A 13,050-nucleotide genomic window follows, 5' to 3' on the forward strand; every position below is an offset into this window, starting at 1 on the left:
GTTGGATCCAAAATGTGATAAAAAAAATATAAAAAAAAGAAATTAGAAGTGATCTTTTAGATTACTTACTAAAATGGAAGCTGCAGTCAAATCAGCAGTTGTTCCTGGATTATAACCATTATCATATAGATAATCATCAAATTCAGCAAGTTTTTCGGCAAAATCACTTTCATCCTTAAGTTTTAGAAGATCTTTTGTCATCATGGAGACTTTTAAAGCGGCATCTTCCCCCTCTTCCCTATAAATCAGGGTATCAGGAACCTGAGAGAGAATTGTCAAAAAGGTCATGACACATGCTTCATTTAAAGATTTTTTCTTAAGCTCATGATAGGTCGGATAACCCATCTCGAAAACAATAGGCATGTCTGAAGTCATTTCCCTTCCCAGCATGTCAAATGAAGCTGAAATCTTTAAAACATCATACATTGTCTGGTTATTCTTTCTTAGCTCATCCTTAGCGGAGTCTGATGTAACGTCATATTCGTCCACTTCACCCATACCTCCGGCAGCCGCTATATTGATTGCATCATACAAATCACATGCATCATCTACAGTGGTATTTGCCATCAGCTTAACAATGTTTGGACGCAATTCATCAAAGCTGTCACTTATAGCTGCTGCAACTGCAATAGGAGTGGTCATCATTACAATACCCAAATTGGTGTTGTTGTGTATCCACCTGTCGGTTTCCGCTACTGCATCCAAAATGTATTTTCCCAATCTAGGGTTTTCAACATCAACATCAGTACATGCTTCACGAACAGCATCTCCAATTACTATTCCACTAATTACAAAGTCTTCAAAGACCATATCATCATAATCACGGGTTCTGTGAACATTTCCCGGTTTAGGGTATCCGCTGACTTCCAATGCGGAAGCTATCTGGGTCAGTTTTACAATATCATCTACATTCATTCTATCATATCCTCCAACAATACTTTTGGTGCAAAGTTTGTTATAATCAAATCAGCCCCTGCTCTTTTAATTGAAAGCAAGCTTTCCATTATTGCCCTTTCAGTTAGATAGCCCTTTTCAATAGCTGCCATAATCATTGAATATTCACCGCTCACATTATATGCAACAAGAGGCAACATGAATTCATCCCTTACTGATTTTACAACATCAAGATACGGCAAAGCAGGCTTAACCATTAAAAAGTCACAGCCTTCAATTACATCCAATTCACATTCTCGTATTGCCTCAACGGCATTTGCAGGATCCATCTGATAGCTTTTTCTGTCTCCTTTATGTGGTGATGAACAGGCTGCCTGACGGAACGGTTCATAAAATGCAGAAGCATATTTTGCTGAATAGGACATTATCATTACATTATAATATCCATTCTCATCCAAAGCCTGCCTGATGGCTCCAACTCTTCCGTCCATCATGTCTGACGGCGCTACGATATCTGCACCTGCACGGGCATGTGAAAGAGCCACTTTGGCAATGTATTCAAGTGATTCATCGTTCAATATTTCGATTCCATCATCAGTATCCTCATTTTCCACTATCAAACCGCAGTGGCCATGTGAAGTGTACTGACATAAACAGACATCACTTATAACAACAAGATTTGTCTGCTTTTTAAGTTCACGGATTGCCTTTTGAACAATACCAGTATCAGCATAATCAGGAGTTGCAATTTCATCCTTTTCATCTTCAGGAGGAATTCCAAAAACAATAATGGATTTCAATCCTTTTTCTTCCAATTTTTTTGCAAATTCCACTCCGCTTTTTAAGGAGTATCTGTATTCGCCGGGAAGTGATGAAATTTCTTCCTTTTCATCCCCTTGCAAATCCTGTTTAAAATAAATAGGATAGATTAAATCTTCCTTTTGAAGCTTGGTTTCACATACAATATCACGTATTTTAGAATTTTTTCTCAATCTTCTCATTCTGGTAATAGGAAACTGCATTTTATTTCACCTTCATATATTACTTTACTTTAAAATTATTTAAAACATTATCATTATCCCCATAAGGTTTTTTCACATAGAAATTTTTGGCATGCTCTACAATAAGTGCATGGTATTCCTGATAGTCATTGACGCTGCCTTCAAAATCGTCTTCAAATAGCTTTTTGATTTTATTATATGAATCATTTTTACCAATAATACCCAAATGGGAAAATATCCTTCGGGTATATGCATCAACGACAAATTCTTTTTCACCATATCCATAAAGCAAAATTGAATCACATGTTTCAGGTCCGATTCCCTTGACTGAAAGCAATTCGCTTCTTTCGGGAGTCCTGCCTTCCAGAGAAATGTGGAACTGTGAAATGTTTCTTAGATAGTTATACTTTTGATTGAAGTATCCTGATGGCTTAATGGCTGATTTAAATTCATCTTCATCCAAATCCAAAATCTCAAAAGGAGTCAAATCAACAAGTTCTTTAAGATTGATTATGGATTTTTCAACCTGAGGCCATGATGTGTTCTGGGTTAAAACCGCCCCCACAATTATTTCAAACCTTTCAGATGAATTTCTTGGAAAGGAATAATCTGCCGGATGATAACCCTGTGTTGAACCTGTTTTTGTAGGGTTTGAACCTTCATAGTCTGTTATTGGCCACCAACCCTGATAAGAATAAGTATTCAAAAGTTTTTGAAATATTTCATTCAAAGTCATATTCAAGTATTAATACTTTAAATTAAATATAAATTACTATGTCAAACAAAATTGGGGAAAAATTTCAAATAACTAGTTTCGGTTCAAGTCACGGAGTTGCTGTAGGTGCTGTTGTTGACGGCTGTCCTGCAAATCTTGAACTGACACAATCAGATATTCAAAAAGAACTGGATAAAAGAAAACCTGGGACCAGCAGTGTTACCACACCAAGAAAAGAGGAAGATGAAGTTCAAATATTATCCGGAATTTTTGAAGGTAAAACGGATGGAACACCCATAACGGGAGTTGTTTTCAATAAAAATCAGCATTCCAAAGATTATTCCATGTTCAAATCAACACCACGTCCTTCCCATGGAGACTTCGGATGGATGATGAAATATGGAAATTATGACTACAATGGAGGAGGCCGCGGAAGCGGAAGAGTTACCATAGGTCATGTCATCGGCGGAGCAATAGCTAAAAAACTTTTAAAAACACAAAATATTGAAATAATTTCTCATGTAACTCAAATAGGCGATATTAAAGCCGAAAAACTTGAATTTAATGAAATAAAAGAAAATATCGAAAAAAATCCTGTTCGCTGTGGAGATTTGAATGCTGCAAAGAAAATGGAAGAACTGATTTTGGCTAAAAAGGCCGAAGGCGATTCCGTCGGAGGTATTGTGGAAACCATAGCTGTCAATGTACCTGCAGGTCTTGGCGAACCTGTATTTGAAAGACTTGATGGAGACCTCGCCAGAATACTGATGAATATCGGTGCCGTAAAAGGAGTTGAAATCGGTTTAGGCTTTGACGTTGCCAAAAAAAGCGGATCAGAAATTAATGATGAATACTTTATTGAAAATGATACAATTAAAACCAGAAGCAATAACTCCGGAGGTATCATCGGTGGAATGAGCAATTCAATGCCAATAATATCCAGAATTGCAGTAAAGCCAACCCCATCCATTTCCAAATGTCAGGATACTATAGATTTGGAAAATATGGAAAATAAAAAAATAGAAATAAAAGGAAGACACGACCCCTGCATCTGTCCAAGAGTAACTGTTGTAGCCGAATCATCAACTGCAATCGTTCTTGCAGACCACATGATACGCTCAGGATTCATTCATCCAAGCAATTTGAATTATTAAAATCTGTGATTATGCATAGGAACAAATTCATTAGTTTCCCCATTTTTTAATGCAAGTTTATCTGTATTTTTCCTTTCATAAGCAGATAATTTACTGTTTGAACCATGATAAGGTGCATCAACATCCTTTAGTGACAGAATACGTGCCCTTGCAGGATTGTTGTAATTAACATCAAGAGACATTCCATCAAATGCCGCCAAAGTTTTAACGCCGGTTAATTTAGTTATTCTTTTAGCCTCAGCAATCGGATTGTTTGAAATCATTTTAAGACCCAAATGAGTCATAATAGCTAATTTAGGTTTAATCTCACTAATCAGCTTTATAAAACCTGACGTTGACAAATGCCCTTTAATAGCCTTTCGGCCAGGACGCAAAACACTGGCTATGAATATGTCTGCACCCTTATGGGCTTCAGCCAATTCCGGAAAATAAGAAGTATCTGAAGTATAGGATATTTTAAAATCCTTATACTCAATCTGAAAACCGATGCCCATAGGGTCACCGTGGTTTGTAGGAGTAGCCCTGATTAAACAGCTGTCGAAATATCTTATATCCCCAGCTTCAAGTTCCAGAACCCCTGAATTGGACTGATGGTATTTTGAAATGCACGGTCCCCAGTTTTCAAAACCTGACAGAACACTTTTTCCGCCTATGATATGACCCTGTTTAAGTGTCATTCCCCGAGTCATTGCCTCAATTAATATTTCAGCATCATTATAATGATCAGTATGTGCATGTGAAACAAAAACCCCATCAATATTTCTCGGATCAAGCCCGAACTGATATGTCCGAACTAAAGCGCCAGGTCCGGGGTCGATATGATAGTTTTTTCCACCCAAATTATTTATTCTAAATCCACCGGTCATTCTTCTTTGGTTGATAGCAGAAAATCTTCCGCCACCAGTTCCCAAGAATATAAGTTTCATTTAAATTTCCTCATAGTGAACATAGGATAATATTACATGACAGCGGTGAACTGTTTTTCTTGAGACATAAAACTTCATCTTTAATTACGACTTCATCACCTATCTCAATATCGTCAGTGTCCTTAAACATGATTACATTATCATTAGGACCAGCCAAAGGCTTCCAATTAAAGTTAAATGCCTGTGTTTTATTATTCAATTTAACTTCAATCATATTTCCGTCAATTGATTCAACATTACCGACAGAGCCTTCACTAATAATCTTATTAGCCAGTTCAATTTCTCTAGTCTTTTGAATCAATTCTTCAGTTAACTGTTGACGATATTTTGTTAAAACTTTTATATCAGCATCAATTGTTATATTAAGATGTTTTTGAGCTTCAGATGGATTGAAATTAGGTTGCTGAATTAAAACATCAAATTCCTTACCTATTGACGGTGTTTTTTGAGCAATAGTTGTTAATATTTCTTCAAAAATATCGCCCATCAGTCTTAAACTATGTGAAGCCTTCCATCTTTTCTGAATTAAAGTTTCGGCCTGTTTTTTAGCAAAATCATTTCCAAATAGGATAATGCCTTTTTCACCTGCCTGACGTGATTTAGTCTCTGAACCAATTAATTCTACAATCTGGTAACCGTTAGTTGTTCCGTAAATTCTTTTACGCTTAGTTTCATGTGTTCCCTTTGTACTAACTTCGCCCCTAATGGTGTTACCAACAATTCGCAATTTATCCGCATCATCAGTTATTTTAATTGGAACATTGAGTTCATTTGATCTTATATAAAGTTCTTCATCGCTTGTAATACTTCCGTTATACAATTCATCTTCCAATTCTTGTCTATTGTTGCCAAAATATGCAATTCGCCTTTTATCACTGGCCATTACACAGCCTTTTTTCCCAACATATGCTATGATTAAACTCATAATCCTCCTCGCTTTAATCAACTTTTATAAATTATTTATATATATGTTTATTAATTCTAATATAAATCATTTTCATTATTAATAACATTTTCAAATTAAAAATGGTTAAAAATTTTTTAATTGATTTATAAAGGTTTAAAATTAATTATTTAAACAATATCTTTATATATAAATAAATCAAAATATAACAATATAAATAATTGTTAATTATTTATCATTATAAATGTAATGTTAAATAAAAATAGGAGAAAATTTTATGAAAGACCTCAATAAAATGTTCAAGCCTGAATCTGTGGCAGTTATTGGTGCCTCAAACACACCAGGAAAAGTTGGATACATTATTGTAGACAACCTAATAAATGATGGATTCGAAGGTGAAATCTATCCTGTAAATCCTAAAGGTGGAGAAATTTTAGGCAAAAAAGCATACGCAAGCATAAAAGACATCCCTGGAAAAGTAGATTTGGCGATAATCACAATTCCATCAGTCTTTGTAAACGATACAGTAAAAGACTGTGGTGAAGTTGGCGTAGAAAATATGGTTGTAATTACTGCTGGTTTTAAAGAAGTTGGTGAAGAAGGAGCCAAAATGGAAGCTGAACTAACTGCACTTGGTGAAAAATACGGTATCAATATTATCGGACCAAACAGTTTAGGAATCACCGATTCACATACACCGTTAAACGGATCATTCTCACAAATGATGCCTCCAAAAGGAAACATGGCATTCATCTCACAAAGTGGAGCGATGATGGTGGCAATTATCGACTGGAGTGTAACTTCAGGAATCGGATTCAGTAAAGTTATCAGTCTTGGAAACAAAGCCGGAGTAAACGAAATAGAATTACTACAATACCTTGCAGACGATGACGAAACCAATGTAATTATCTGTTATCTCGAATCCATTTCAGACGATGACGACTTCGTTAGAACCATGAGAGAAACTGCAGTTAAAAAACCTATTATTGTTCTCAAATCAGGATCAAGCAGTGCCGGAGCAGAAGCAGCATCTTCACACACTGGTGCTCTTGCCGGAAGTGACTTGGCATTTGATACTGCATTCGGACAATCAGGAATTATGCGTGTAGAAACCATGGCAGAATTATTCGATTTAGGTTTAGCATTTTCCAAAGCACCTCTCCCAGAAGGCAGTAATGTAGCTATCATTACCAATGCAGGTGGAGGAGGAGTTTTAACCGTAGATGCTATGGAAAAAGTAGGTTTAGACCTTGTTAAATTCGATGAAGAAACCACCGCTAAATTAAAAGATTGCATTCCTGACGAAGGTAGTGCAAACAACCCTATTGACGTATTGGGTGATGCACCAGTACAAAGATACCAAGAATCACTCGATATCGTATTGCATGATGAGAGCGTTGACAGTTTAATTGTTATGGTATGTCCTACAGCTTCAGCAGACCCAGACGGAATTGCACAGGCAATATTGGACGGTAGAAGAGACTCCAAAAAACCAATTATTGTAGTTAACATGGGCGGACCATCATTTGTAGATGCAAATGAAGTCTTAAGAGAAAATGGTATTCCAACTTATGTTTTCCCTGAAACTGCTGTAGATGCACTTGCTGCAATGACCAAATTCGCCAGATTAGGCGACAAAAAATATGATGACGTTGTTGACAAGATTACAGATGTTGACAAAGATGCAGTACAGGCAATATTTGATAAAGTAAAAGCAGACGGAAGAGACACCTTGCTTGGAAGCGAAGCTTACGCTGTTGCAGAAGCATATGGAATTTCAGCAGCACCTATTAAATTATCAACAAGTGCTGATGAAGCTGCACAATTGGCTGAAGAAATGGAATTCCCTGTTGTACTTAAAATAGCATCAGACAAAATCCTGCACAAATCAGATATCGGCGGAGTAAAAGTCGGAATTTCAACTCCTGAAGAAGCAAAAGAAACTTATGAAGAAATCATAGCTAATGCGAAAAAAGCTCATCCGGACATTGTACCTGACGGTGTGGAAGTACAGAAAATGATGGATTCCGGTGAAGAAGTCATTGTAGGAATGATTAGAGACAAACAGTTCGGACCAATGATTGCTTTCGGTATGGGTGGAATCTACGTTAACCTTATTGAAGACGTTTCATTCAAATTGGCTAAAGGTTTATCATCTCAGGAAATTGATGAACAAATCGAAGCTACCAAAGTTTCAAAATTACTCGAAGGATACAGAGGAGAAGCTCCTTGTGATGTCGAAGAAGTAAGAGAAGCTATCAAAAGAGTAGCCAGATTAACCTTAGACTTCCCAGAAATATCTGAACTTGATATCAACCCAATATTCGTTTACGAAGAAGGTTCAAGTGCTTTAGATATTAAAATCAAATTATAATTTCTCTTAATTGAGAAAATAAAAATATGAGAGTCTTTAAACTCTCAAAACCTTTCTTTTTTTATATAATTTCCTCAAATAATATATATTATTAAAATCAAAAATTATATACAATATTATATGTTTAAAGGGGATTAAAATGAAAAAAATATTTCTATTACTTATTATAATATTCATTTTCTTTAATTTGTTTGCGGTAAGCGCTCAGGAAAATGAAACAGTTATCAGCGAAAATTCGGAAATTGCAATCCCAGATAATACAATTGGAAGAGTTACTGACGGAACTGCCGTTTCAATTGAAACTTCAATATCCAATAGCTCAATTTACATTGGAAATTCAACTGAAGTTACGGTTACGGTGAAAAATGTCGGAACAAGTGATGTAAACAATCTAAGCATTAAAAATATTCAAACTTTGGATATTATGATTTATGATAGAGAACTGGACGTCATTTTATATTCCAGACCAACTGGTGCACCAGATACAATAAATACATTGCATTTGGATAAATTTGAATCCATTAATGCTTCCTGGAATTATGAAGTGAAATCTGGGGATACCATTTATTTTTATTTACAAGACACACTTAAAGTAAATGAGACATGCGGTTTAAAATTAATTTTCAATACTACCAAATCCGATTTCTATAATTATGTAAACCTTTATTGCTTCGCATATTATAACAACTCCATATTGAACAATACACATAATAACATTAAAATATCCCAAATACCTAGAACTGTTTATATCACTAGAAAAATTGAAAATGACACATTGATTATAGATGCAAATCTATCTTCATTGGACAATTCCGTTTTTTCAGGAACTCTACCTGTTAAAATAGCAGATAATTTATTTTCTCCAGAATATCCGAGAGAAGTATTTGATGATGCTTTAATTAAATTTGTTAATAATACAGGTACCGCTTCCATAAAATTACCTTTATCAACACATCAGGTTTTTGCAACAGGTCTTCTTATAGAGGTCGAATGGTATCGTGCCTATTCCTACAACTTTGTATATGATTCATTTGATGAGATGCTTGTCCAGACAAGGAATTTCCCAGGAGCCGATGACCTGGTTAAAATTTATAAAAATGACACTCAGTTTGTTGTGGATGCCAGGAAATTATCCTGCGACAATATAACCTTTAGAATTAACGGAGTTTCCTATGTTCGTGAGGTTAATGAATCAGGTTTTGCCAAATTAAACATTAACCTGAATCCTGGAATCTATACTATCGAATCATTTACCCACAATTATCAGTTTAACAAGACAATAACCGTTTTACCAACAATAATTGCAGACAATTTAGTAAAATATTATAAAAATGACTCTCAATTCTATGTTAAACTGGTGGATTTCAACAATAATTCAGCTGCATCACAAAATGTCACATTCAATATAAACGGAGTCTTTTATACTCGCCAGACAAATGATGAGGGTATTGCCTGTTTAAACATCAATTTAAACCCTGGCGAATATGTCATAACCGTTATCGATCCATTGACAGGACTTCAAATGGCATATAACATTACCGTACTGCCTATATTATATGGAAAGGACGTGACCTCCAAGTATGGTGATTCATATGACTACACCGTTAAATTGGTTGATGGGAAAGGAGATGCATTATCTAATCAAACAATCAGTTTTAATATAAACGGATTCATTTACAGCAGCACAACTGATGCAAACGGCGAGGCCAGATTATTTGTCAATCTAATGCCAGGCCAATATATTGTTACTGCAAAATATTTGTCATCTGAAATATCAAACAATATTGTAATTCTAGAAAAATAGTTTTCGGGAAGTGTTTAACACTCCCAAATTTCATTTTTTAATTAACCGAAAAACACCAAAAATATAGATACCATTATAAACAAAATAATGATTAATTAAAATAAGATTTTTAATGAAACATATAAAATAATCAATTGTTAATCAAAAAATAATGGCGATATATTATGAAATATGATTTGACAAGCGTCGGCATACATACCAATTTGCAATATGAGTGCATTATTACAACAATTAACTCAAAAAAGGAAAAGAATTCTGCTGCATTTGCATTCATCTATCTTGGAGAGGACAAGGTGATGTGTCGAATCTTTGAAGGATCCGAAAGTCTCGAAAATATCCAAAAAACAAAACAGTATGTTGTCAATATTACACAGGACCCATTAGTATTTACCATTTCAACAATTGACAAACTTCCGGATGAGTATTATACTGATGATGAGGATATTGCCATTCTAAAGGACAGCGGCGCATATATGATAATTGATGTGGACGAAATAGAAATGAAAACGCCGGAAGATTTTCCAATAAAGAATGACACCAACATCTATTTCATCACAGGAACAATTAAGGATTTTGTCATAAGAGATGAAAGCGTTCAGGCATTCAACAGAGGATTTTCAGGCCTAATCGAGTCACTGGTAAACTGCAGCCGCTACAAAATAGTTGACGGTGAAAAAAGAAAATACTACAAGGACCGCTTAGACGAAAACAGAAGAATAATTGAAAAAGTCTCTGATGAAAAAACCAAAAGGGCTATGGAAATACTCACTAAAGAGTATGAAAAAAACTGATTTTAAAAAAAATAATAATAGGGAGGAATTATTTTCCTTCCCAGTATAATTTATCTTGTGAAATAGGTTGTTTTAAAATACCTAACTCTACTTCAATTTGCATGAAAGCATCAACATTAGCTTTGTAAGTGTCATTCAATCCTGAGAGGAATGGGAAACTGGCCAATGATTTTGCTTCAACAGTTTCATTGGAAACAATGTCTTTAGGTAATAATTTTACTACAGCACTAGCATTGTTTTTAGCATTGTCGTTAATGAATTTAGTAGCATTTTTGTGGATTTCTACAATATCTTTAACGGTATCAGGTTTTTTGTTAATAATGTCCTGAGATGCTACAACAACACAGCATGGGTGATTTGGTAAAATTTCTTTGGAAGTCATTAAAACTTTGTTTCCGTCTGCTTCAGAAGAACTTACAAATGGTTGGAAAGTTACACCCGCATCAATAGTATTAGATTTGATTGCATCGTTTATTGAAGGAGTTTTCATTGCAGATGCATTAACCTTATCTATTGATAATCCATTGGTTTTCAAGAGAAGGTTTAATAAAACATACTGAATACTTGCTTCACCAGGAGTTGCAACATTTTTGCCGTTTAAATCAGCAGGAGTGTTAATTCCGGAATTGTTTGAAACAATAACTCCACTACCCTCATTTTGAGCAGCAGAAATAATCTTTACAGGAACATCTTTTTCAACTGATGACAATACAGGAGAAATACCGACATATCCAATATCGACTTTTCCACTTGCCATAGCAGTCATTAAATCCCCACCATTATTAAATTGTACAAGTTCCACTTCTATACCTTTTTGCTTATATAAACCTTGCTGGTCAGCTACAAACAATGCAGCATCGTGATCAGAAGGCAAATAACCTATAGTTACTTTATTGGAGTTTCCACCGCCTAAAAAATCAAAAAGACCTGCACTAACAGTTCCCATAGCAATTAGAGCGATAAAAACTACTGCCAAGATAATACCTATCTTTTTATTCATTGAATCACCATATATTTTATAACAATAGTTATATTTTCTCCCATATATAACCCATTGATGGATAGATATGAAAAAAAATAAGGTTTGAATCCCTAATCATAGTTTATGAAAAGGAATATATAAATTTATATGACTTGAAAATTTAGATTTTTTAAAAATTAAGGGCAGTTGTTCAACTGCCTTGCCAAAAAATCTTTTCTTGTGGAACAGGTTGTTTCAAAAATCCAATATCAACCATAATCTTCATAAAATCATCGACATTATGTTTAAAATCATCATCAATACCGTAAACTAATGAAACATTATCGAAATAATATTTTTTCAAATCCGGATTTTTAACTGAATCTATTGGAACCTTATTATAAACCCAACCGGTACTGTTATTAATGTATTTGGTTGCATTTTCATGAACTTGAACAACCTTTCGAGTCTCATTAGGATGTTTGGAGATGAAATCGTCAGTTGCCACCACAACACAATTCGGATGATTAGGATACAAAGTATCTGAGTTGAGAAGAAGTTTGCTTCCCTCATTCTGATTAATGGTAACATAAGGTTCATAAATCACCGCAACATCAACTTTTCCTTTTTGAATTGATTTGTTTACTGAAGATACGGAGTGTGATGAAACATTCAAATCATCGATTGAAATGCCATTCTTTTTTAAATAGTTATTGAACAATATGTATTGAATTGAATCCTCACCAGGAGTTACAATTACTTTTCCCTGCAGATCATTGATGGAATTAACACCTGAATGATTTGAAACAATAACACCGCTTCCACCATTTTGAGAAGATGAAATTATCTTAATCGGAACATCTTTTTCAATGTACCTCAATACATTTGCAACATCCATATATGCAACATCAACTTTACCCGAAGCCATATCCGTTATTAACTCCCTGTCATCATTATATGAAGTAATTTTCACATTAATGCCCTCTGATTTATACATGCCGGTAACATTAGCCACAATCAATGCAGCATCATAATCACCTGCAAGATAACCAATATTAACAACCCCATCATCAGGAGTAGTTAAAAAATATGCTCCAACAGCTATTACAGCAACTATTACAATAGCACTAATTCCAATGATTTTCTTATCCATTCGCTCACCAATTTATTATATGTTGCTAATCTTATTTAACAATTAATTTATTGGAAAAATTGCAATGAAATCCTATGCAATATAATGGAAAATACGTTAAATAATTTTAATAGAAAGTGAAAAAGTATATCAAATAATGTATCAAAGATTGATAATTTAAATAGAATATTGTGAAAACAAGAAAAAATATTCTGTGTGATGTAGATGAAACGATGAGAAAATAAAAAATTTTAAAAAAAATATGGAATAGAAGCGGTTAAGCTTCTATTTTAACTGTGTTTGCATGGGTTTCGAACAGATATGTTGAAGTCATCAAATATTCACCAGGCTGCAAGTTAATAGAAATACCCGCTTCACCAGTACTGTTGGTTGT

Annotated in this window: 11 protein-coding genes; 4 read left to right on the forward strand and 7 right to left on the reverse strand. The window is 34.5% G+C overall.

Features of this window, described 5'->3' with window-relative positions:
- Window positions 1-42 precede the first annotated feature (42 nt).
- From ACKI5C_RS00580 to ACKI5C_RS00590, 3 genes are read right to left on the reverse strand one after another with little or no spacing between them, the layout of a single operon-like run.
- The gene (locus tag ACKI5C_RS00580; protein WP_407430983.1) at window positions 43-915 is read right to left on the reverse strand and encodes a triphosphoribosyl-dephospho-CoA synthase; all 873 of its coding nucleotides are present in this window, start codon (window positions 913-915) and stop codon (window positions 43-45) included.
- Window positions 912-1,916, reverse strand: a complete 1,005-nt coding sequence (gene hemB / locus ACKI5C_RS00585; protein WP_407430985.1) for a porphobilinogen synthase — start codon at window positions 1,914-1,916, stop codon at window positions 912-914. Before hemB ends, ACKI5C_RS00580 begins: the two co-directional genes overlap by 4 nt.
- 19 nt (window positions 1,917-1,935) lie before the next feature.
- Entirely contained in the window at window positions 1,936-2,631 is a 696-nt protein-coding gene (locus tag ACKI5C_RS00590; protein WP_407430987.1) for an endonuclease III domain-containing protein, read from the reverse strand.
- A gap of 38 nt (window positions 2,632-2,669) precedes the next feature.
- Here ACKI5C_RS00590 and aroC point away from each other — a divergent pair, with 38 nt between their 5' ends.
- Window positions 2,670-3,764: a chorismate synthase gene (gene aroC, locus ACKI5C_RS00595; RefSeq protein ID WP_407430989.1), complete on the forward strand. Its 1,095-nt coding sequence runs from the start codon at window positions 2,670-2,672 to the stop codon at window positions 3,762-3,764.
- Here the strand turns inward: aroC and ACKI5C_RS00600 are convergent.
- Together ACKI5C_RS00600 and ACKI5C_RS00605 are read right to left on the reverse strand one after the other, a co-directional pair.
- On the reverse strand, window positions 3,761-4,690 hold the full coding sequence (locus ACKI5C_RS00600; RefSeq protein WP_407430991.1) for an MBL fold metallo-hydrolase: 930 nt from the start codon (window positions 4,688-4,690) through the stop codon (window positions 3,761-3,763). The genes aroC and ACKI5C_RS00600 overlap by 4 nt on opposite strands.
- Window positions 4,691-4,700: 10 nt before the next feature.
- Window positions 4,701-5,615 (reverse strand): DUF2121 domain-containing protein, encoded by a 915-nt coding sequence (locus ACKI5C_RS00605; protein WP_407430993.1) that lies wholly within the window; start codon window positions 5,613-5,615, stop codon window positions 4,701-4,703.
- A 256-nt stretch (window positions 5,616-5,871) separates the two neighbouring features.
- Between ACKI5C_RS00605 and acs the strand changes: the two genes are divergently transcribed.
- The 3 genes from acs (at window position 5,872) to ACKI5C_RS00620 (ending at window position 10,563) form a co-directional block, all read left to right on the forward strand.
- On the forward strand, window positions 5,872-7,968 hold the full coding sequence (gene acs / locus ACKI5C_RS00610) for an acetate--CoA ligase alpha subunit (protein ID WP_407430995.1): 2,097 nt from the start codon (window positions 5,872-5,874) through the stop codon (window positions 7,966-7,968).
- A gap of 139 nt (window positions 7,969-8,107) precedes the next feature.
- Window positions 8,108-9,772 carry an Ig-like domain-containing protein gene (locus tag ACKI5C_RS00615; RefSeq protein WP_407430997.1) on the forward strand — a complete coding sequence of 555 codons (1,665 nt, stop codon included), beginning with the start codon at window positions 8,108-8,110 and terminating at the stop codon, window positions 9,770-9,772.
- Between the two features lie 164 nt (window positions 9,773-9,936).
- Window positions 9,937-10,563, forward strand: coding sequence for a DUF447 domain-containing protein (locus tag ACKI5C_RS00620; RefSeq protein WP_407430999.1), 627 nt, complete (start codon window positions 9,937-9,939; stop codon window positions 10,561-10,563).
- Between the two features lie 28 nt (window positions 10,564-10,591).
- On the opposite strand, the gene ACKI5C_RS00625 is transcribed toward ACKI5C_RS00620, so the two are convergent.
- On the reverse strand, window positions 10,592-11,563 hold the full coding sequence (locus ACKI5C_RS00625) for an ABC transporter substrate-binding protein (protein WP_407431001.1): 972 nt from the start codon (window positions 11,561-11,563) through the stop codon (window positions 10,592-10,594).
- A 172-nt stretch (window positions 11,564-11,735) separates the two neighbouring features.
- Complete coding sequence (locus ACKI5C_RS00630; RefSeq protein ID WP_407431003.1) at window positions 11,736-12,677, reverse strand: ABC transporter substrate-binding protein; 942 nt, start codon at window positions 12,675-12,677, stop codon at window positions 11,736-11,738.
- Window positions 12,678-13,050 lie beyond the last annotated feature (373 nt).

This window comes from Methanobrevibacter sp. (genome assembly GCF_045646045.1).
Taxonomy (GTDB): Archaea; Methanobacteriota; Methanobacteria; order Methanobacteriales; family Methanobacteriaceae; genus Methanocatella.